Source organism: Sphingomonas sp. AOB5, from assembly GCF_029433115.1.
Taxonomy (GTDB): Bacteria; Pseudomonadota; Alphaproteobacteria; order Sphingomonadales; family Sphingomonadaceae; genus Sphingomonas.
Genome location: NZ_JARNTV010000031.1, coordinates 1 through 21,987 on the forward strand (window position 1 = coordinate 1; position 21,987 = coordinate 21,987).

Sequence of the window (21,987 nt, forward strand, 5' to 3'; positions counted from 1 at the left end):
CGGCCCGCTCCCCCACCCGGCCACCCAACGGAAGTATATTCTATGGGTGGCCGGGTGGGGGAGCGGGCCGGTGCCGCATCCGCGTGAGCGGATCGAACTCAATGATCGATCTCGATCTCGCGCATCACGCGGGTCAGGTCGGCGCGCGACATCTTCATCGCCTCGGGATGCTCGTCGACCCATTTGAGGAAGGCGGCATTGATCTCTGGCGTCCAGCGCTGGTCGATCGCGCCTGCGCTGAACCGGCCCTGGCGCAGCATGTCGTGGCTGAACGCATCGCGCAGCGCGACATATTCGGCACGCAGCACCACCTTCTCGGCGATTACCGCGGGAACGAAGATCACCCCCTCGCGCCGCGCCAGCACCAGATCGCCGGGCAGCACCGTCGCCCGCCCGATCCGCACCGGCGCGTTGATCCGCGCCATCTGCAGGTCCTTGATGAAGCTGGGGTCGAAGCCCCGGACATAGGCGTTGAAGCCGGTGATCGCCGCCAGCCCCTCGATATCGCGCGCGCCGCCATCGAACACCACGCCGGTCCTCGACCGCGCGTAGATGGTGTTGCCCAGATTATCGCCCATCAGCGTCCCGTCGATCACCTTGCCATTGCCGTCCGCGACATAGACGTCGCCGACCTGCAGCATGTCGATCGGCCAGCTGTTGGGATTGCCGACCCGCCCTTCCTTCTTCGCCTGCGCGCCGATCGCACCGGCCATGTCGGGACGCGAGGGCAGATATTGCACGGTCAATGCGCGGCCGACGAACGGCCGGTCGGCATGCACCATCTGGAAGCCGCCCTCGAACTGGTTGGCATAGCCTTCCTGCCGCAATATCTCCCACACCTGCTCGGTATTGAGCGCCAGCAGCCGCGCGAGAATCGCATCGGAAACCTTGGGCCGCCCGTCGGGGAAACGCTCGCCGGTCCATTGCTGGGTATAGAAGAGTATCTCTTCGCGGCTCGCCTGGATCTGGGCCTGGGCGGGCGTCGCCAGCCCCTGTGCCAGCCACAAGGATGCGGCCATCGCCGCGACCCGCAGAACATGCATACCCATTATGCCCAACCCCTCTCCAAAGGCTCATTGCGAGCTTGCATACAATTTCAGAATCTTCAATACAATCACGCTACAGGCTGTTGACAGCCGAACCGAATCGATAGATGCATACACAATCAGCCTGTTGTATGCATTTCATCGTTGAAGGCGGCGGCACGGACTGAAACGGATCGGGCGGACGGAGGAATCCAGACCGCGTCAAAAGGGTCAAAAGGCCCCGGCGCCCGGGAATAGACAACCGTTTGGGAGGGTGAGGAAATGGCGATATCCTTTAGCGGCCGTACGGGCGCGGCGAAGCTTTTGCTGATCGCGGCGGCTTCGTGGCCAAGCATGGCGCTGGCACAGACTGCAGCACAGCAGGATCCGGCCGAAGCCACGCTGCCGTCGAGCGACGGCAGCGCGAACCAGGACGATACCGGCGAAATCGTCGTTACCGGCACCAGCATTCGCGGCGCACCGCCGGTCGGTGGCAACCTCGTCTCGGTCGGCCGTGAGGAGATCGAGAGCACCGGCGCGATCAACACGCAGCAGATCCTGAAGGCCGTGCCCGCCATCACCGGCATGGGCAGCCCCGGCGTCGGCCAGAATGCCGGCAACAGCTATTACGCCCCCACCATCCACAGCCTGGGTTCGTCGGCGTCGAACTCGACGCTGGTGCTGATCGACGGCCACCGCATCCCGCTCGGCCACACTTCGCTGGCGCTGCCCGATCCCAGCATCGTGCCGCCGATCGCGCTGGAGCGCGTCGAGGTTCTCGCCGAGGGTGCATCGGCCACCTATGGCTCGGACGCGGTCGCGGGCGTGGTCAACTTCATCACCCGCAAGCGCTATGAAGGCGTGCAGGCGACCGCGCAGTTCGGCTTCGGCTCAAGCTACCGCACCCGCGCCGCCGGCCTGCTGGGCGGAACCACCTGGGAAGGCGGCTCGGCAATGGTCGCTTTCGGCTATTCGCACAACGACGCGGTGCCGTACGACTATGCCAACCGCCCCTATCTGCAGCCCAACCATATCGACGAGGGCGGCACCAACTTCCAGAGCTTCAACTGCTCACCCGCGACGATCCAGCCGCAAGGCGTGTCGGGCATCTATCTCTCGCCGACCGCGACTTCGACGGTGGCCAACACCACCGCGAACGCACCGTGCGACAACCAGCCCTATGGCGACCGCATCGGCGACGAGACCCGCTACAATGTGATGGTCAAGGTTTCGCAGGAAATGGCCCCGGGCCTGACCCTGTCGGGCGACATCATTTACTCGGATCGCCGCACCATCACGCAGCAGGCACGCGGCGGCATTCAGGCGACGGTGTTCCGCACCGGCGCCCAGGCCAACCCCTTCTACGTCAACCCGCCGGGCGTGGTCGCCGGCACTACTGCGGGCGATCGCCAGACGATCCGCTGGCAGGCCGACGATCTGCTCGGGCCGGGCGCGTTCAACGACAATGGCGCGCAGACCTGGATCGCCACCGCCAACCTCGAATGGCGGATCAACGACAATTTCCGCCTGACCGCCATGGCGCTGGCCGGTGAGGATCGCACCGCGAGCGTCACCGAAGGCGCACTGTGCACCAGCTGTGCGACGCTGGCGCTGAACGGTACGACGACGACGGGCGGCAGCACGACCCAGCCGGTTCCGGGCACCACCCTGATCCCGCTCAACCTGCCGCTGACCGCCGCCAACGCGCTCGACGTGTGGAACCCGGCATCGTCGAACCGCACCTCCGCTGCGGTCCGCGCGATGCTGACCGACAGCCGCACCTCGATCAGCCATGTCAGCCAGCTGCGCCAGTATCGCATCGGCATCGACGGCGCGCTGTTCGATCTGCCGGCCGGTTCGGTACGCATCGCGATCGGTGCCGAGGCCCAGCAATGGGTGCTCAACACCACCGTGGTCCGTCCGCTCAATTCGGGTCCGGCGAGCCTGGGGTCGACCCAGCGCTACTTCCCGCTCGATCGGCATGTGGAGTCGGCGTACGGCGAAATCCTGATCCCGGTGATCTCGCCCGAAATGGGGACCTTCCTCCACAAGGTCGATCTCAACTTCCAGGGCCGTTTCGACAATTACAGCGACTTCGGCGACACCTTCAATCCGAAGGTCGCGGCGAATGTCGAGGTGGTCGAGGGGCTGAAGTTCCGCGCCAACTGGTCGCGCTCGTTCGTGGCGCCGTCGATGCGTTCGGTCGGCGATCCGCTCTACGGCACCTATTCGAACTCGACCGCATCCTCGACCAGCACCACCGCGCAGGTCTCGATCGCCCGCTTCCCCGATGTCGCCAACATTCCGGGCATTTCCTGCTCGGGCGGCTTCTGCACCATCGGCAACAACATTCAGGGCCTGGTGGTCGACACCGGCAACCCGAATGTCGGCCCGCAGCGCGGCACCACCTGGTCGTACGGCGTCGATTTCGCGCCGCGTTTCCTGCCCGGCTTCCGCGCTTCGGTGACCCTGTTCAACAACCAGCTTCGCGGCGGCATCACCTCGCCTTGCGCACCGAGCTGCATCCTGAACAACGGCGCGCTCAACTATCTGCTGACCATCTATCCGACCGGGGCGAGCCAGGCGCAGATCGCCGCACAGGTCAACGACGTGCCGATCACCACGGCCTTCCCGACGACGGTCTATTATATCTTCCGCCGTCCCCAGTCGAACGCGCTGGACCTCGACGTCCAGGGCCTCGACATCTCGGTCGGCTATCAGTTCACCACCGGCATCGGCACGTTCCAGATCGGCGGATCGCTCACCGAGCTGATCAAGTTCGATCAGGGCTTTGTCGGCGGTGCCAAGTTCGACATCCTGAACTCGGTCGGCATCAACTCGACCTTCCCGTCGATCGCCCGTCAGGGCCGCGCGAATATCGGGTGGAAGAACGACGGCGGCTTCAGCCTCGAATTCTACATGAACCATGTCGGTTCGTACAAGAATTGGGGCAGCGGCACGATCAACCCGCTGGTGCTCGACGCGAACGGCAACGTCTCGGGCGGCGGCGATATCGTGAAGGCCTGGACCACGTTCGACCTGCACTTCGGATGGAATTTCTCGAAGGGCGGCGCGCTCGGCGACACCGAAGTCTATTTCGACGTGAACAACGTCTTCAACAAATACCCGCCCTTCTTCAACAACGCCAACGGCTACGATCCCTTCGGATCGAACCCGCTCGGCCGGGTGGTCAATGTGGGTCTCCGCGCCAAGTGGTGACCGTTTCGGCCCGCCTTCTCCCTCCCCGGGAAGGCGGGCCGATTTCCGTTTGTGGAGGGTGATATGAAACTGGCCTGGGCCGTTCCCCTGATGCTGCTCGGCGCAATGCCCGCCGCAGCGCAATCCGATCCGGATCGCAAGGTCGATCCCACCTTCCTCCATCGCTTCGTTCCCGATGTGGCGGTGAAGACCGTGCCCATCTCGAGCGCGTCGGCGAAGTACCGGCCGCTGTTCGGCGAAGGCGACGACAATTCCCAGATCCTGCGCGGCGTGACGCGCTTCGGCCAGCTCAGCGTGGACGCGGGCGGGCGCAGTTCGAAGGTCAGCTATGCCCGTGAGGAGCATATGCTGGTGATCCTCTCCGGCTCCGGCACCGTCTCGTACGGCGGCAAGGACTATCCGGTGAAGGCCAACGACTTCATGTACCTGCCGCCCACGGTCGAATTCGGCCTCAACGGCGGCAAGGAACCGGTCACCGCGATCCTGATGGGCTTCGCCATCCCCGAGGGGATGAAGCTGACCGTTCCGGATACGCTCAAGCTCGACAATATCGACAATGTGCCGCTGGTGACGGTGGGCAGCCATCCGGTCTCGACGCTGTACCGCCTGCTGATGGGCGACACGACCAGCACGCGCGACCGGCTCTCGACCGGCCATGTGATGATCAGCCTGTTCGTCATGGAGTTCCAGCCTGGCGGCACCAACTTCCCGCACCATCACGAGACGCAGGAGGAGATCTACATCCTGCTCGACGGGACGGGCGAGATGGTCGCGGGCAGCGGCATGAACGGGATCGAGGGCAAATATCCGGCGAAGCCCGGCGATGCCTATTTCTACCGGGCCAATGCCACGGTCGGTTTCTACAATGACGCAACGCCCGGTAAAAAACCGGCGCGCATCCTCGCGGTGCGATCGAATCTGCCGCCGCGCAAATAAGCGCGGGGCCAAAGGAGGGACGGGATGAGGAACGCGAAGAGTGCGCTCGCGATGGCGAGTGCCGTGCTGGGCCTGTGCGGAGGCGCTGCGAATGCGCAGATCGCGGTCTCGGCCAATGACGGCAAGCAGCCGCGTCTCGGCCAGCCCGCCACCGATGTGAAACCGGACACCGTCGCGGTGATCGACCTGAGCGCGCGCAACCCGCGGGTGATCGCTACGGTCGAGGTGCCGGTCAGCATGATCGGCCCGCCGACCAGCATCGCGATGGCCCGCGACGGCAGCTATGCGATCGTCACTGCCTCGCAGAAGCTCGATCCGGCCGACGGCACCAAGTTCGTGCCCGACGGCAAGGTCTCGGTGATCGACCTGACCGATCCGAAGAATCCGAAGGTGGTCCAGACGATCGAGGCAGGTGCCGGCGCAACCGGCGTCGCGATCAACCGCAAGGGCACGCTGGCGCTGGTCGCCTCGGTCGGCGACGGTACCGTTTCGGTCTTCTCGATCTCCAACCGGCGCCTGACGCTGGTCGGCAAGGTCCAGCTCAGCGCCGAACTGGGGCCGTGCGACGTCGCCATCTCACCGGATGGCAAGACCGCTCTGGTCACCCAGCGGCGCGGCAACCATATCTGGCGGCTGGCGATCGATGGCACCAAGGTGACCGACACCGGCATCACCTTCCAGACCGGCGGCAACCCCTATGGATCGGTGTTCAGCCCCGACAGCCGCTATGCCTACAGCACCAATCTGCTCGGCACGATCGATCCGAACGCGCCGCAGACCCGCCCCGAGCCGGGCCAGCCGGTCCGCGCGCGCATCGGCACCATCACCGCGATCGACCTGCGCACCAACAAGATCGTCACCACCGTGCAGGTCGGCCCCACGCCCGAGCATGTCGAGATGTCGCCCGACGGCCGCTATATCGAAGTGACGGTGGTCAACGGCTCTTCGGCCAATCCTTCGTCGTCGCAGTTCAGCCCGTTCGGCGTCATCAAGGTCTATCGCGTCAACGGCGCGTCGATCACCCCGGTCGCCGAAGCCACGACCGGCCAATGGGGCCAGGGCGCGACCTGGAGTCCGGATGGCCGCACGATCCTGCTGCAAGGCGCCGTCTCCAAGGTGATCCAGGTCTATCGCTTCGACGGCAAGTCGCTGGTCGAGGACAAGGCCGCGCAGATCCAGTTCGATACGCGCCCCGGCGCGATCACCACCCGTTTCAGCCGCTAAGATTCAGAACGTCAGGGAGAGTGAGATGAAGCATCTGGGTCTGGCCGCTTTGGCCTCCGCAACGATGTTGATGGCGGGCACCGCCGCCGCGCAAAGCGTGCCGCCCACCAAGGGTCCGGCGGTGGGCAAGACGCCCGCCTGGTTCCTGCAGGGCTCCTTCCCCGATCCGGGCGGGCGCACTTCGGTCGATGCCAATGGCGTGGTCACCGTGCTGCCGCGTCCGGCGCCGCCGCCCAGCACCGCGCCGCGCCCGATGATGGGCTGCCGCGGTTCGGTGGTCTGCCAGAATCGCGACGGCCCGAAGCGCGGCGAGATGCAGCGCGTCCAGTGGGCGCAGACCCTCGGCTATCGCTTCACCTATCCGATCCACCTGCCCGAAGGCATTGGCGGCGTGCCCGCTGTGGCGCTCGATTCGAAGCACAATCTCTGGGTCTTCCAGCGCAAGCCCGCGGGCCAGCCGCAGCTGCTGAAATATGATCCCTCGGGCAAGCTCATCATGACCGTGGGCGACGATGTGATCGGACATGCCGACAAGGCGCATGGCATGGCGGTGGATGCGCAGGACAATGTCTGGATCCTCGACACCGCCCGCGCCACCGCCAAGAAGGTCAGCCCCGACGGCAAGCTGCTCCAGACGATCGGCACCGACGGGCATCCGGGCGACTGGGTAGAGGAGAAGGGCCAGCGCTATTTGTGGGAGCCGGTGATGATCGCGTTCGGCAAGAACGGCGACATCTACATCGCGCAGGGCCATGGCAATGAAAGCCCCAACGTCACCGATTCCGACGATCCGACCAACAATATCGGCGCGGCGCGGATCCTTCAGCTCGACAAGAACGGCAAGTTCATCCGCCAGTGGTTCGGCCACAATGTCGGCCGCGGCAAATTCCTCAACGCGCACGGACTGGGCGTCGACCCCAGGACCGGCGACGTGTGGATCGGCGACCGTGAGGATTATCGCATCGTCATCTATTCGGGCGACGGCAAATATCTGCGCACGTTCCAGACCGAGAATCTGGTCTGCGCGATCCAGTTCGACCGCAACGGCGATCCGTGGATGGCCAGCGGCCAGGACGGCCAGTTCCTCAAGCTCGACCGCAACACCGGAAAGGTGATCGGCGCGGTGGGCAACGGCATGGGCATCGGCTCCGGCCAGTTCATCGAGGCGAGCTACTGGGTGTTCGACGTGAACAACAATCTGTGGGCCGGCGACACCAGTGTCGGCCGGGTCACCTTCATGTCGCGCAAGCGCTGAGCGGGAGCGGAACCATGGACAGACGAGACTTCTTCCGTACCGGCGCGGTTGCCGCCGCCGGCGCAGCACTGGCACCGCTCGCGGCTTCGGCAGCGCCCGCTGCCGCCCCGCACGACGAACTCAAGCGCTTCCCCATCTATCCGCTGCAGGAGCGGTTCCGCATCGGCTACACCACCAACACCCGCGGCGGCTGGGAAGGCGATCCGTGGAAGGGGATCATGGAGGGCCGCGAAGTCGGCTTCCGCTATTTCGAGATCTTCGGCAATTATTTCGGACCGCTGCAACCCAATGCGCGGACCCGCCCGGATTCGCCGCCGCACATCGTGTATTATCCCGACGAATGGGAAGCGCTGCAGCACCGCATGTGGGCGATCGGCGCGCAGTTCATTGCGGTGACCGGCGGCGAGGGCGGCAAGTCGACCGACTTCGCCGATCCGTCGAAACGCAAGGAAGTGATCGACAGCCATTTCAACATGACCCGCTTCTCGCGCCGTTTCGGCTGCGAGCACCAGAAGACCAATCTCGGCCCGCGCCGCCCCACCGGCACCACCGATGCGGACCTTAAGGAGATGGCGATCACCTGCAACGAGCTGGGCAAGCGCATCAAGGGCGAACTCGGCATCCGTTTCGGCATCCATCCGCACCTCGGCAATCAGCTCCAGAACGAGCATGAGACGATGTACATGATGGAGAATACCGACCCCGAGTTCGTCGGCCTGATCCTCGATACCGGCCACATCACCATGGCCGGCATGGACCCGCTGGCGCTGGCGAAGAAGCTCGGCCACCGCGTCCATGAATTCCACTTCAAGGACACCAAGCCCGAGGATCGTGGCGGCACCAAGAATGTGCCGAAGATGGGCCACGACCAGATGGCCGATCCCTATTTCTTCCCGCTCGGCAATGGCGGCGTCGATTTCCCCGGCATCGTCGCCTATCTCGAAAGCATCGACTGGCGCGGCTGCCTCAATGTCGAATTGGACGCCTCGCCGTGGCGCGCGCCCAAGGACAGCGCGAAGATCACCGCCGACTATATCGTCAACACGCTGAAGATCCCGCTCTAGGTCACCCCCCCGGAGACCTGAGCGCCTCCCGGCCCCTTGCCTCCCCCCGGCAAACAAAAAGGGGCCGGGAGCAACCCAGCTCCCGGCCCCTTCTTCATGTGTCCGCCTCACAGTTTGAAGCGGAACATCCAGCCGACATCGTCGCAGCAATACATCCAGCCCTTGTAGAGCTTGGCGCCGTGGATCACCGGCGAGCTGTCGGGCAGCTGGATGCGCTCGGTCACCTCCCCGGTGTTGATGTTGGTCAGGAAGAAGCAGTTCATGTTCGAATCCGACGCCCACACCCAGTTGCGGTCCTTGTCTGCCCAGGTCTTGTCATGCGGCCGGTTGCCGGGGGTCGAGTAATAGTTCTGCACCTCCCAGCTTTCCTTGTGGATCGCGAACACCGTACGGGCATTGGGCACGGTGATGTAGAGCAGCTTGCCCTTTTGCAGGATGCAGTGCGAGCCGGTCCCCGGCGGCGCCTGTTCCCAGTCGAGCGGCACGCGCCCATCGGCCAGCCGCGACACATTGCCGGGCAAAGCGGGCGAGGGCGGCGGCTCCTGTTCGGGATAGGCGGGCTTCAGCGGCGAGCGGCGGCCGGGCGCATCGCCCTTCATCCGGTAATGCAGCCCAGATCCCGGCGTCTGGAACGCGGCGATGCTGTTGCTGGTCTTCGGATCGACATGCACGATCAGCCGGTTGTAGGTCGAACCCACCCAGATCGTGCCGTCCTCGTCATCGACACAGATGCCGCTCGCGGCGCGGACATTGTGCGGCTTGAACTCGCGGATCAGCTTGCCGCTCTCCGGCTCGATCAGCGAGATCCAGTTGTCCGGCCCCTGATCCATCACCCACAACCCTTCGCTGGTCAGGTCCAGCCCGTTGGGCTTGGCATGGGGCGTCTTGTAGACGATCTCGATCGGCCCCGAGGGCCGCGTCTTCACGTTCGAAACATCGCGGCGGTTCTTCGCCGCCGCCATCCGGGGAAGTGCTGCAGCCGCAGGCGCGGCAGCCAGCAATCCCAGCAGGGATCTGCGCTGGATCATCTCCGTCTCCTCTCCTGACGCCGCGCGCTCCTGCCGCGGTCGCCGAACAAATGTATACATTATTGATAATATGTATGCATAGTGGATTCGCTTGCCGGGGCCGGATGCCGGGTTAGGATCGCGCATGGAATTCGATCAGGTCGTCGCGCCGCTCAGCCGGGAGCAATTCCTCGCCGATCATCACGGCAAGTCGTTCCTGCGCATCCCCGGCACGCCGGGGCGCTTCGCCGGACTGATCGGCTGGGACGAGTTGAGCGCGATCCTTGAGCAGCATCGCCTTGCCCCGCCGCGCTTCAAGCTGGTGCAGGGCGGCCAGCCGCTCGATCCGTCGCGCTATCTGTCGGCAGGTCTCGGCGGCACGCCACGGCTCGATTCCGCGAAATTCGCCACCGCGCTGGCCGGCGGCGCGACGCTGATCCTCGACGCGGCGGAGGAGCTGGCCCCGCGCATCCGCGCTTTGTCGGACTCGTTCCGCGACGTCTTCCGCAGCGGCAATTACGTCAATCTCTATGCCGGCTGGTTCGCCCAGAACGGCTTCGACCTGCACTGGGACAGTCAGGAAGCGATGATCCTCCAGCTCGGCGGCCGCAAGCGCTGGCAGGTGTTCGCGCCGACCCGGCTGCACCCGCTGCAGGACGATGTCGAAGCGCCCGCGCGCCCCACCGGCCCGCCACTCTGGGACGGCATGCTCGAGGATGGCGACGCGCTCTATATCCCGCGCGGCTGGTGGCACATGGCATGGCCGGTCGACGAACCGAGCCTGCATCTGACCTTCACCACCGTCCAGCCCAACGGCATCGACCTGGCCCGCTGGGTCGCCGCGACCCTGCGCCGCCATGCCGAACTGCGCGAGGACCTGCCCGCGCTCGACGATGCGGCCGGACAGGCGGCGCGGATCGCAAGCCTGCGCACGCTGATGAGCGAGGCCCTGAGCGACGACCTGATCGCCACCTTCCGCCGCCAATGGGAAGCCGAAAGCTTCCCGCGCACCCGCGTGAACCTGCCCGGCGGTCCCTATCAGCAGCTCGCGGCCCTGACCGACGCCAGCAAGGTCCGTCTCGGCGGCGCGCACAAACTCGCCTTCGCCACCATCGGCGCCAATGCCGAATTCGTCGCGGGCGGGAAGCTCTATGTCGTGCCCGCCGATCTTGTCCCGGCACTGGCGCTGCTGAGCGACACGGCCGCCGTACCGGTTTCGGAACTGGTCGCGCAGGTGAAGCCCGAGCGCGCCGCCGATCTGCGCAAGGCGTTGGCGGTGCTGGCCCGTGCCGGCGTCTTCCTGGTAGAACAGGACTGAACCGATGCTGCGCACCGATCTGCCCACCCCCGCCCTCATCCTCGATGCCGCGGCGATGGACCGCAACATCGCGGCGATGGCCGGGTTCGCCGCCGCACGCGGCCTTGCGCTCCGTCCGCACGCCAAGACCCACAAGAGCGCCGAGATCGCCCGCCGCCAGATCGCCGCGGGTGCGGCCGGTATCTGCTGCGCCAAGCTCGCCGAAGCCGAGGCGCTGGCGGCCGAGGGCATCGACGATATCCACCTGACCTCGCCGGTGGTGCGCCCCGACGCCATCGCCCGGCTGATCGCGCTCGAAGCGCGGATCGCATTGTCGGTCGTCGTCGATCATCCGGCCAATGCCGCGATGCTGGCGAGCGCCGCCACGCGCCCGCTGACCGTCTTCATCGATGTCGATCCCGGCGTGCACCGCACCGGCGTGGCCAGCCCCGAAGCCGCGCTGGCACTGGCCGCAACGATCGCGGAGTTACCCAATCTCCGGCTGGGCGGCGTCCAATTCTATTGCGGCTCGCAACAGCATATCGCGCGCCGCGAAGACCGTTTCGCCGCCGTCCGCGACCTGACCGGCTATCTCTCCACCATCCTCGAAGCATTGCGGGCAGCGGGGCACGAAATCCCGGTCGTTACCGGCGCGGGCACCGGCAGTTTCGCCATCGACGCCGAACTCGGCGTGCTGACCGAGTTGCAGTGCGGCTCCTACATCTTCCTCGACCGCGAATATGAGGATTGCGAGCTGAGCGGCGGCGGCGCCCCTGCCTTCGAACGCGCGCTGTTCCTCGACGCGACCGTCATCAGCGCCAACCACACCACCCATGTCACCATCGACGCCGGGCTGAAGGCGATGGCCACCGATGCGGGACCACCGCGCCCGCTCTGGCCCGGCGCAACCTATCGCTTCATGGGCGACGAACACGGCGCGCTGGTCGCGGACACCCTGCCGGCGCTCGGCGAGCGCGTCACGCTCCAGCCGCCGCATTGCGATCCGACGGTCAATCTCCACGACGCCTATCATATCATCGAAGGCGACCATGTGATCGACCGCTGGCCGATCCATGCGCGCGGCCGCAACACCTAGACAGCGCCCGCCCGCCCGTTACCTTCCCCGGCAAAATCGCCGGGGAGACATGCCATGAAGCCGCGCCACCTGTTGCTCGCCACGCTTGCCGCAAGCTGCGCCACCACTCCGGCCCTCGCCCAGCGCTACAAGGCGACCATCGTCCGCACCGAGCAGGGCGTGCCGCACATCACCGCGCGCAACATGGCGGGCCTCGGCTATGGCTCTGGCTATGCCGCCGCGCAGGACAATGGCTGCGTCATCGCTGACACGCTCGTCTCGGTCCGCGGTGAGCGTTCCAAATATTTCGGCGCGACCGCGACCACGGTGGTGGGCTTCAGCGATGCCCCCAATCTGGAAAGCGATCTCTATCGCGCCGCCATCGCCGATCTGCCCGCCCTGCGCGCTGCTCAGGCGAAGACCAGCGCCGACAATCGCGCGATCATGGAGGGGTTCCGGCTCGGCTATAACCGCTATCTGCGCGACCATCCCGAGGGCTTTGGACCCGAGTGCCGCGGCAAGCCCTGGCTGAAGCCGATCTCAAGCGACGACATGCTGTTGATGGTCAATTCGGCGATGACGCTGATCAGCTCGGCGACGATGGCACGCCAGATCGCGACCGCCGCGCCGCCCAATGCGCCGAAGACCGCGAGCAACGATCTCTCTTTCCCCGACACCGCGCAGAATATCGGTCTGGGCAGCAACGGCTGGGCGTTCGGCGCGGATGTGACCGCGAACAAGCGCGGCATGGTCGTTGGCAATCCGCACTTCCCATGGGCGGGGCAGAACCGCTTCCGTCGCCTGCATCTGACCATTCCCGGCAAGTTCGACGTGATGGGCGGCGGGCTGGTGTTCATGCCCACCGTCGGCATCGGCTTCAACAAGTCGATCGCCTGGACACACACCGTCACCACCGCCAGCCACTTCACCCTGCACGAACTGAAGCTCGATTCCGCAGATCCGACCAGCTACCTGATCGACGGCAAGCCGGAGAAGATGACCTCGCGCACCGTCACCATTGAGGTGAAGGACGGCCCGCCGGTCACCCGCACGCTCTACGCCACCCGCTATGGCCCGGTCGCCGCGATGCCCAGCGTCGGCTTCGGCTGGTCGGCGACCACCGCCTATGCGCTGCGCGACGCCAATCAGGGCAATCTGCGTTCGGGCGATGCTTGGCTGGCGGTGGCCCGCGCGCGCAATGTCGGCCAAGTGCGCGACGCGATCGGCAAGACGCTCGGCATTCCCTGGGTCAACACCATTGCCGCCGATGCCGAGGGCAATGCGATGTATGCCGACGTCACCGCGGTACCCAACATCTCCGCCGCGAAAGCCGCCGAATGCCCGGCACCCTCGGGCAAGTCGCCGCTGGCGCGCGGGCAGGGCGTCGCACTGCTCGACGGCACCCGCGCCGCCTGCGACTGGGAAGTCGACGCCACCACCCCGGCGCCCGGCCTGCTCCCGCTCTCGGCCCAGGCGGTCGTTATCCGCCGCGACTATGTCCAGAACTCGAACGACAGCTATTGGCTGGCGAACCCCAATGCGCCGCATGCCGAACTGTCGCCGATGCTGGGGCCATGGGGCGTGCGGCAGAATCTGCGTACCCGTTCAGGCATTGCCGAACTCGAGGCAGCGCGTGCGGCCGGGTCGATCGGGCCGGACAAGGCCAAGGCGCTGGCCATGGCGAACGGCGTGTATGCCGCGCAATATCTGCCCGATATCCTGAAGATCTGCTCGACCCGCGCGACGCTGGCCGAAACCTGCACTGCGCTCGCGGGCTGGGATCGCACCGCCAATGCCGACAGCAAGGGCGCCTGGTTGTTCTTCTCCTTCTGGCAGCTTGCCGCCCGCATCCCGAACCTGTTCGCGGTGCCGTTCGACAAGGCCCATCCGGCGACCACCCCGAACACGATCAACCCCGCCGCCGAAGCCGCGATCCTCACCGCGCTGGAAACCGCGACCCAGCAGCTGCGCGATCGCGGCGTCGCGCTCGATGCCCCCTGGGGCAGCATCCAGTTCGTCGAGCGCAACGGCGAGCGCATCCCGGTCCATGGCGGCCCGGGCAGCGCCGGCGTGCTCAACGCGATGGGCAGCGTGCCGAGCGACAAGGACAAGCCCTTCACCCTCACCCCCTATCACGGCACCAGCTATGTCCAGGTGGTGAGCTTCGGTGAGAAGGGGCCCGAGGCGGAATCGATGCTGGCCTATTCGCAATCGACCAATTCGGATTCGCCCTATTATGCTGACGGCACGCGTGCCTATGCGCAGAAACAGTGGATCCGCCTGCCCTTCACCCCGGCGGAAGTCGCCGCCGCGAAACAGGGCGAGGCGGTGACGATCAGCGAATGATCGGGCCGCTCGCCCATGGCTTCGGCGCGCTCGACGGCTTCCAGCATTTGTCGAGCGTGGCGATCAGCGTGCGGACGGCCGCCGGAACGCCCGGCGCGAGCACCCAGCCGCGGTAGCTGCTCGTGGTGACGTCGCCGCGCATCGTCACCCGGATCATCGCCGGGTGCATGATGATCTCGGGTTCCGCGCGCAGTTTGTAGTGCAGGTCGGGCGACCAGTCCGCCTTGCGCACGCCTTCCAGCGCATCGAGCCCGCCATCGCATTTCAGCACATCCGCCTCGACCCATTCGAGGTTGCTTGCGTCCAGCGCACTACGCGCTTCGCCGTCATTGCTCGCTTTCGATAGCCGGACGAGCATCGCCACGCTCGCCTCGAACTGGCTCGCCTCCGGTGCCACGCGCAGCATCCGCGCGGTGTAGGTCGGCTGGCAACTGGTCGGCGAAATGGTGATGCAGCGATAGGCGATGGCCAGGCTGATCGCGGGCGCCATATCGTCGCGCGCGCTGGTCTGAACGGTCAGGATCATCTGATCGTCCCCGCCCTTCTCCAGATCGGGAAAGTTGCGCTCGGGATCGAACACCGTGTCGAACAACGGCCTGCCCAGCGCCCAATGCCGCATGCCCTGCGCCGATACCGGGCTGGCCGCCAGCAGGGCCGTTGCAAAGAGGATCGCCGCGCGCATCACGGGATCATGCGCTCCGGTTCGGCGATCGGCAAATCCAGCGTGAAGCACGTCCCCGGCCCGTCCGCCGCCTCCAGCCGGATCGCCCCGCCTGCCGCCTCCAGCAGCGACGCGACGATCGACAGGCCGAGGCCAGTGCCGCCCTCGGCGCGCCTGGTGGTGAAGAAGGGTTCGAAGATCCGGATCCGGTCCGCTTCCGAAATGCCCGCGCCATCGTCGCCGATGGTCAGCGCCACCCTATCGCCGCCGGTCGCGCTCACCCTTACCAGCGATGCCCCCGCCTGACGGCTGTTGCCGATCATCGTGGTCAGGATCGTCTCCAGCGTCCCCTCGGGCACCGATACTGCGGGCAGAGTGTCCGCCAAGTCCAGTTCGACCCCGAAGTCCTCGCCACGCATTGCGTCGGCCACCCGCGCAATCACGGGGGCGAGCAAGGTCACTGCATCCAGATCGTGCGGCGTCATGTCCGCCCTCGCCAGTTCGAGCAACCGCGTCACCAGTGCCGAAAGCCGCGCCGCATCCGCGCCGGCATTGGCGAGGAAGCGCCGCCGGTCGGCTTCGCTCATCGTCTCGTCATGATCCTCGAGCAGTTCGATCGCGCCGCGAATGCCCGCCAGCGGCGTCTTGAACTCATGGCTCACCGCATGGGCGAAATCGCGCAGGTAGCGCGAGCGCCGGTCGATCGCCGAGGCCATCACGCCGAAGTCGCGGTAAAGCCCCTGGATCTCGATTGCAGCGGTCGGCGATACCTGCGGTGCACTGCCCCGCCCCGCCGCCATCTGCCGCGTCGCCGCGCTCAGCGCTTCGATCGGCCGGGCGATACCGCGCGAGAGCAACCCGCTAAGAAGCACCAGCATCGCGAAGATCGCCAGGATGCCGAACGCGATCTTGCCGCGATCATCGTACAGCCCCTTGAACAGGGTCCGTGCCGACCGCGAGAACAGCAGCACGCCGACCACCTTGCCATCGACTATCACCGGCCGCGCATGATGCACCCGGATCGCCGCTGCGCGCGACAGCCATTCCAGCGCATAGACCGGTCGGTAATCGCCATTGCGCCGCAGCACCGTATCGGGCCGCCCGGCCAACGCCGCGCGCACCTCGGGCAGATCGGCATAGCTCATTCCGTCGCTGGTGATCCGCCCGGTCCGGTCGAGCAGCAGGATCGAGGCGAGCGTGGTCTGGCGGGTGACGCCCATCACCGGATGCAGCTTCGCAAAAGCCTGCGCCGCCGCGGGATCGAGCGGTCTTGCCGGACCCGATGGCGCCGGGCGTTCGGGCAGTACCGGCGTGGAATTGAGGTCGATCCGCGGCAGTTCGGGATAGAAGAGATTGGGGTCCGGATCGGCCAGGGTCGCGCCCGGCCACATCGCTCGCGCGGTCGCGGCCAGCGCGGACCCTTGCGCGATCAGCTCGGACTCGGTCTGCCGCACCAGCGTGTTCTCATAGACGCGCAGGAACACCGCGCCGATCCCCGGCAGCGCCGCGACGAAGAACAGGGTGGCGAACAGGATCGTGCGCAGCTTCAGGGGCGGCCAGTGCCGCTTGATCCGATCCTTCAGCGCGGTGATCACGGCGAAGCGGTCACGATGCGCCGCTACACGGCCCCAGCCGGTAGCCCACGCCCGCCCGGGTCTCGACCACGTCATGCCCGCCCACCGCAGTGAACTTGCCGCGCAGGTTGCGGATATGGCTGTCGATCGTCCGGTCGGTCACAGCGAAGCTCGGGCCGTGCAGCCGGTCGATGATCGCATCGCGGCTGAACACCTTGGCCGGGGTCGTTGCCAGCACGCGCAGGATCGAGAATTCGGTGACGGTCAGCGCCACTTCGGTCCCGGCCCATTCGGCACGCCACCCGTCCAGATCGAGCGCCAGCTTGGCGTGGCGTATCGCCGGCGCCGCCTTGTCGCCCTCGGGCGCGCGGGCAGCGGCGCGGCGCAGGATCGCCACCACCCGCGCCACCACTTCGCGCGGCGAAAAGGGCTTCACCACATAATCGTCGGCGCCCAGCTCGATCCCCAGAACCCGGTCGATCTCGTCGTCGCGCGAGGAGAGGAACAGGATCGGCATCTCACCTTCGGCGCGCAGGCGACGGCACACTTCCAGCCCGTCCATCTTCGGCATGTTGATGTCGAGCACCACCAGATCGGGCGCATGCGACGCGGCAAGCGCCAGCGCTTCCTCGCCGTCCCCGGCCTCGATCGACTCCAGCCCGGCCTTGGCGAGCGCGAAGACCAGCAGCTGCCGGATATGGGGATCGTCGTCGACGACCAGGATCGTGCGGGGCATGGGCGTACTGACCATTATCGGCCCTCCTGCGTCAACGGCGTCTGCATGTTGGCGGATGCGCCGGGCATCATCTCGCGCGCCTCCGCCTCGGGCACATAGATCTCGCTGCCGTCGCAATTGCGCGCCTGTACCGGGCGCGGCGCGGCCGGGTTCGGCCCCAGCTGACGCAGCGCCAGATCGAGCCGCCGCGCATTGCGCCAGGTCCAGCTGTGCCAGTCGGACTGGGCCAGTATCATGTCGTCCAGCGCCTGGGCGCGGATCGCGCGGACCCGGTCGAGCAGCAGCGGCTGGCCCGCGACCCGGCCCTCCAGCTCGATCAACGGCAGCAGTGCGGGGGGACCCTGCAGGCGCAGATAGCAAAGATCGATCTCGATCCCCTTGCCGCCGACTTCGCGGGCGTGGCGCACATTCCACTGTGCCGCGATCGCCCCGAAATCGACTGCGCAGGAGACCGCCAGCACCAGCCCGGCCATCAGCGCATTGGCGTTGATGAGCCAGGCCGCGGTCCGCCCGGTCAGCAGCCGCCACAGGATCAGCACCAGCCCGATCCCGACCAGCACCATCCATGCCAGCGCGGCGATGCGCAGCTCGGTCAGCGAATAGGAGCCGATATAGTCGAGCGTGCGCAGGATGCTGGACGCGACCAGCATCAGATTCTGCGCGACCCACAATGCCACCAGCAGCCGGATCGCCGGCCGCTTCGCGCTCTCGCTGTCCGGCCGCAGCACGGTCAGCACGAACAGGCCGGCGAGCAGCGCGGTCGCGATCAGCGAATAGGCGCCGCGATGGGCATAATCGGCCATGGTGATCGTGCCCGGCAGTGGCGCCCCGCTCCACAGGAACACCGCGTCGAGCGCATTCTGCACCGCGAAGATCAGGTTGAAGGTGATCAGCGACAAGATGATCGAAGCCAGCGGCACGCGCGGCATCAACCCATCGAGCGACGCCGCGCCGACCCGGGTGCTGGTCGCGCGCGGATGCGGGCGGAAGCTCGGCCAGATCGCCATGAACACCGCCGCCGTCACGAACAGATGCGGGATCGCCGAGAACGGCGAGTCGACATGGATGCGGGCGAACAGATCGCCGATCAGCGGATTGGCCCCGGCGAACAGCGCGACGAACACCGCGCCGCCGATCACCGGCAGCGCCAGGATCGACGCCAGCCGCCCGATGCTCGGCATCCCGCTCGGCCCGCGCACGCGAAGGCGCCGCACCGCATCGCCGAATGGGCGGATGATCCCGAGCGAGACATGGAGCAGCAGCCGCTGTGCCCAGCGCCACGCATCGTCGAACCGCAACCGGGTGAGCAACGCCGCGCTCGACAGCGAAACCCAGAACAGGCTCCAGCCGAGCAGCCCCGGATAATCGATCAGCGTCGCGGCGAAATACAAGGCCGCCAGCATCGCGACGAATGCCCCCCAGCGCCGCCGCACCGGCTTGACCACGATCAGCATCGCCGCCGCCCATGCGAAGGCGAACAGCCCGACCGTCGCACCCGAATATTGCCGGTAGAACAGCCAGTCGGCCAGCGCGGCCAACGCCAGCGCCGCCACCAGCTTGGCCGCAAAGCTGGCAGGTCTCGATTTGCGTCCAATGGTCATGCGCGTCTCCATCGCTGTCGCGCAGAGCTGTGGCGGGCGCGGATCGAGACGCTCCGGCGATGCCGGTGCTGAATTTATGCAGATTCGATGCAGGGCCATTTCCGGCCGGCATCCGGCACCGACACGAAAAGGGCCGCCCCGGCATGGGGCGGCCCTCTCCGCGTGACATCGATCGGGGATCAGCGGCTCTGGTCGTTGCCACCGCCGCCGGCCTGGTTGCCCTGGCCGCCCGAATTGTCCTGATCGTCCTCGTCGCTGATCTCGGCACCTTCGCCGCCATCCTGCTGACGATTCTGCTGGTTCTGCTGCTGGTCCACGCCCTGCTGGCGGTCCTGCTGCTGCTGTCCGCCGGGGTTCCGGTCCTGCTCGTTCTGGTTGTCGGCCATTGTCCGCTCCTATGCGCTTCGGCGAAGGGGCCTTCGCCGCGCCCGTTTTCGGGATGCAGTCAGAACGTGCCGGATGCCGCCGCGCTCCACGCCATGCGAAATAAAGCCGTGACGTTTCCGTAACTTATACCAGACCGGCCAGCGCGTCGTGCCATGCCTGCGCTTCGTCCTCTCGCCGGGCATGCACCACCGGCGGCAAAGCGCGGCCATCCAAGATCTCGACGGTGGCGTCGTAGAGGAAGGTGGCGTTGCCCGAGATCGTCACGATGCCGTCCGCCGTCGCCGATCCGCGCACCAGCCCGCCCTTGTTGAACACGGTGGTCGAAGTCCCGAACGGCACCCGCCCGGTCAGCCCCGCTGCGAACACCGAGGACGCCATCGCAGAGCCGCAGCTGTCGGTCAGTCCGACCCCGCGCTCGAAGGTGCGGACATAGAGGTCCTGCCCGCGCAACTCGACGAACGACACGTTCGCCCGGCCCGGGATCAGTGCCGGTCCCGCCTCGCACCATTCGCCAAGCGTCACCAGCTCGGCTTCGTCGACCTTGTCGACGAAGGTCACCAGATGCGGATTGGGGATGGCAACCGCGGTGAACGCTCGTGCGCTCGGCAATTCGCTCACCGGCCCGGTCAGCCCGACATCGGCGGGATCGGTCGTCGCTGCCGCCACCGTGCGCACCGTCACCACGCCGGGCGCCAGTGGTGCTTCTCGCGCGACATCGGCACTGCTGGTCTTCAGCTTCACCCGCGCGGCGTCCAGCCCCAACGCCTCGAAACCGGCGCGCGCCACGCAGCGCAAGCCGTTGAGACAGGTCTCGGCTTCCGAGCCGTCCGAATTGAACATCCGCATGCCGAACGCATGCGCGTCATCGCCCGCGGTCAGCAGAAGGAGTCCGTCGCCACCCACCGGCCCCTCGCGATCCGCCAGCGCGCGCGCCACCACCGCCCAGTCCGCATCGGACAGAGCGAGGTCGCGGGCGTCGATCAGCGGGAAGTCGTTCCCCGATCCATGGCATTTGACGAAAGCGAAGCGCATGCCGCCCACTTAGGAGCAGCATGCGAACATTGCTATTCCGCGATCACCATTTCCAGCATCGGCCCGCCCATCGCGGTCACGATCGCCTGATCCTGCGCGATGATCGGTGCGAAGCTGGGCCGCGCATGGATCGCATCGATATAGGCCGCGGTCTTCGGCCAGCGCGCCGGATCGACCTTGCAATCGATGCAACCCAGCGTCGCAAAGGGGCTGGCGATCGAGATATCGGCCAGCGTCAGCCGGTCCTCGACCAGGAAGCCGCTCGCGCTCATCTGCGTCTCGAGATAGTCGAAAATCGGTGGCAGTTGGTCCCGCTCGGCGGCATCGGCCGCGGCGAGATCGCACGGCATCTTCAGCACGCGCGGCCGCACGAAGCGATTGCCGAAGATCGCGCCGCTCGCCGCCATCATGATCGTATCGGAAAGCTCGTCGAACCAGATCGTCCGCGCCCGCGCCCGCGGATCCGTGGGGATCAGGTTCGGATCGGGATATTTGGCTTCGAGATAGGTCACGATCGCCGTCGAATCGGAGATCAGGAAGTCATCGTCCTGAAACCCCGGCATCTTGCCGAACGGGCTCGCCACCGCGAACTCCGGCCCGCCACGGCCAAGGCCGGCAGCCTGCAGTTCCAGTGACAGCCCTTTTTCGGCGCCGAACACCATCACCTTGCGAACATAGGGAGATAAAGTCGATCCGAAGACGATCATGGCCGCATCCTCTCTGGTTTGATTGGTGGCGATCCTATCACTTAAGTTGCATTAAGCAACTGGATTCAGTGGGACACGCCGCGCCCGCTGTGCAAGATTGTGGTGTACCGTTGTTCATCGGTACGGAGCCGGCCAAATGATCGACCTGAATGACGACAGCTGGATCGGACGATCGGTTCCGGCGGCGGACCCCGAACTCCGTATCTGCTTCATGGTAAGCGATCATTTCTACATCGGCGATCCGAACGACTGGAAGCAGCTGGACGACCCCGCCTATCGTCAGCCGCTCGCGCCGCCGGAGGGCATCGACCGGTTCGATACGCGATCGGTCCTTGGACACGAGTCAGCGCTCGCAGCCCATTATCGCGACATCGTCGAACGCGCGGTCCTGCTCGACTGCGACGAACCGGGCCTCGACACCTATTTCTGGATGCGGTTGTGGATCTCGGCCGGAGGCGCGGAGGCTTGCTCCTTCCCTTGGTACGATACGTGGCGGGAAATGGAGCGCGTCTTTGACTGGCTGAAACAGGCCGGTGACGGCGGTGAGGAATGGTTCGATATCGATCAAGGCTGGATGAGCAAGATGGTCCGGCGTGGGGAGCGGTTTCACCTGTACCAAGCCGATCCCGACGATGGGGAGGAATATGCGAATCTAGAGGTCGACCGCGCGCAGTTGCTGGCCAGCGCGGCTCGTGTCCGCGACGAGATATCCGTCATCATTCCACGCCTCACCGCCGCGCTCGGCTTCGATGCCTGGACCGAACCCGGCGATCTGCGAACCGATTGCTTCGGCACGCCGGACTGGAATCCGGCGCGCCTGCGCGGCAGCGTCTGACGATTA

Annotated in this window: 18 protein-coding genes; 9 read left to right on the forward strand and 9 right to left on the reverse strand. The window is 66.3% G+C overall.

From position 1 onward, the window contains the following. Positions 1-98: 98 nt before the first annotated feature. The gene (locus tag P1X14_RS13665) at positions 99-1,049 is read right to left on the reverse strand and encodes an RraA family protein (protein WP_277315936.1); all 951 of its coding nucleotides are present in this window, start codon (positions 1,047-1,049) and stop codon (positions 99-101) included. Between the two features lie 258 nt (positions 1,050-1,307). Between P1X14_RS13665 and P1X14_RS13670 the strand changes: the two genes are divergently transcribed. The 5 genes from P1X14_RS13670 (at position 1,308) to P1X14_RS13690 (ending at position 8,723) form a co-directional block, all read left to right on the forward strand. Next, positions 1,308-4,244, forward strand: a complete 2,937-nt coding sequence (locus P1X14_RS13670; protein ID WP_277315937.1) for a TonB-dependent receptor — start codon at positions 1,308-1,310, stop codon at positions 4,242-4,244. Between the two features lie 63 nt (positions 4,245-4,307). Beyond that, positions 4,308-5,180: a cupin domain-containing protein gene (locus tag P1X14_RS13675; RefSeq protein WP_277315938.1), complete on the forward strand. Its 873-nt coding sequence runs from the start codon at positions 4,308-4,310 to the stop codon at positions 5,178-5,180. Between the two features lie 24 nt (positions 5,181-5,204). Next, the gene (locus P1X14_RS13680) at positions 5,205-6,404 is read left to right on the forward strand and encodes a YncE family protein (protein WP_277315939.1); all 1,200 of its coding nucleotides are present in this window, start codon (positions 5,205-5,207) and stop codon (positions 6,402-6,404) included. A gap of 25 nt (positions 6,405-6,429) precedes the next feature. Continuing rightward, the gene (locus tag P1X14_RS13685) at positions 6,430-7,659 is read left to right on the forward strand and encodes a hypothetical protein (RefSeq protein WP_277315940.1); all 1,230 of its coding nucleotides are present in this window, start codon (positions 6,430-6,432) and stop codon (positions 7,657-7,659) included. A gap of 14 nt (positions 7,660-7,673) precedes the next feature. Further along, complete coding sequence (locus tag P1X14_RS13690; RefSeq protein ID WP_277315941.1) at positions 7,674-8,723, forward strand: TIM barrel protein; 1,050 nt, start codon at positions 7,674-7,676, stop codon at positions 8,721-8,723. Positions 8,724-8,830: 107 nt separating this feature from the next. On the opposite strand, the gene P1X14_RS13695 is transcribed toward P1X14_RS13690, so the two are convergent. Continuing rightward, positions 8,831-9,751 (reverse strand): hypothetical protein, encoded by a 921-nt coding sequence (locus tag P1X14_RS13695; protein ID WP_277315942.1) that lies wholly within the window; start codon positions 9,749-9,751, stop codon positions 8,831-8,833. 124 nt (positions 9,752-9,875) lie between these two features. On the opposite strand from P1X14_RS13695, the gene P1X14_RS13700 reads away from it, so the two are divergent. From P1X14_RS13700 to P1X14_RS13710, 3 genes are read left to right on the forward strand one after another with little or no spacing between them, the layout of a single operon-like run. After that, entirely contained in the window at positions 9,876-11,048 is a 1,173-nt protein-coding gene (locus P1X14_RS13700) for a cupin domain-containing protein (RefSeq protein WP_277315943.1), read from the forward strand. 4 nt (positions 11,049-11,052) lie between these two features. Next, complete coding sequence (locus tag P1X14_RS13705; protein ID WP_277315944.1) at positions 11,053-12,123, forward strand: alanine racemase; 1,071 nt, start codon at positions 11,053-11,055, stop codon at positions 12,121-12,123. A gap of 54 nt (positions 12,124-12,177) precedes the next feature. Then, positions 12,178-14,448 carry a penicillin acylase family protein gene (locus P1X14_RS13710; RefSeq protein WP_277315945.1) on the forward strand — a complete coding sequence of 757 codons (2,271 nt, stop codon included), beginning with the start codon at positions 12,178-12,180 and terminating at the stop codon, positions 14,446-14,448. Here the strand turns inward: P1X14_RS13710 and P1X14_RS13715 are convergent. The 7 genes from P1X14_RS13715 to P1X14_RS13745 all read right to left on the reverse strand — a co-directional run bounded on the left by P1X14_RS13715 (position 14,438) and on the right by P1X14_RS13745 (position 21,146). Beyond that, complete coding sequence (locus P1X14_RS13715; RefSeq protein ID WP_277315946.1) at positions 14,438-15,130, reverse strand: hypothetical protein; 693 nt, start codon at positions 15,128-15,130, stop codon at positions 14,438-14,440. The two genes, P1X14_RS13710 and P1X14_RS13715, sit on opposite strands and share 11 nt — an antisense overlap. Further along, on the reverse strand, positions 15,130-16,779 hold the full coding sequence (locus P1X14_RS13720; RefSeq protein WP_277315947.1) for a HAMP domain-containing sensor histidine kinase: 1,650 nt from the start codon (positions 16,777-16,779) through the stop codon (positions 15,130-15,132). Before P1X14_RS13720 ends, P1X14_RS13715 begins: the two co-directional genes overlap by 1 nt. After that, positions 16,715-17,419, reverse strand: coding sequence for a response regulator transcription factor (locus P1X14_RS13725; RefSeq protein ID WP_277315948.1), 705 nt, complete (start codon positions 17,417-17,419; stop codon positions 16,715-16,717). Before P1X14_RS13725 ends, P1X14_RS13720 begins: the two co-directional genes overlap by 65 nt. Before the next feature lie 14 nt (positions 17,420-17,433). After that, entirely contained in the window at positions 17,434-19,020 is a 1,587-nt protein-coding gene (locus P1X14_RS13730) for a DUF4173 domain-containing protein (protein WP_277315949.1), read from the reverse strand. A 179-nt stretch (positions 19,021-19,199) separates the two neighbouring features. Beyond that, the gene (locus P1X14_RS13735; protein ID WP_277315950.1) at positions 19,200-19,406 is read right to left on the reverse strand and encodes a hypothetical protein; all 207 of its coding nucleotides are present in this window, start codon (positions 19,404-19,406) and stop codon (positions 19,200-19,202) included. 124 nt (positions 19,407-19,530) lie between these two features. Then, positions 19,531-20,439, reverse strand: coding sequence for a diaminopimelate epimerase (gene dapF, locus P1X14_RS13740; protein ID WP_277315951.1), 909 nt, complete (start codon positions 20,437-20,439; stop codon positions 19,531-19,533). A 32-nt stretch (positions 20,440-20,471) separates the two neighbouring features. Further along, complete coding sequence (locus P1X14_RS13745; RefSeq protein ID WP_277315952.1) at positions 20,472-21,146, reverse strand: glutathione S-transferase family protein; 675 nt, start codon at positions 21,144-21,146, stop codon at positions 20,472-20,474. Between the two features lie 136 nt (positions 21,147-21,282). Between P1X14_RS13745 and P1X14_RS13750 the strand changes: the two genes are divergently transcribed. Further along, positions 21,283-21,981 carry a hypothetical protein gene (locus P1X14_RS13750; protein WP_277315953.1) on the forward strand — a complete coding sequence of 233 codons (699 nt, stop codon included), beginning with the start codon at positions 21,283-21,285 and terminating at the stop codon, positions 21,979-21,981. The last annotated feature ends 6 nt before the right edge of the window (positions 21,982-21,987 follow it).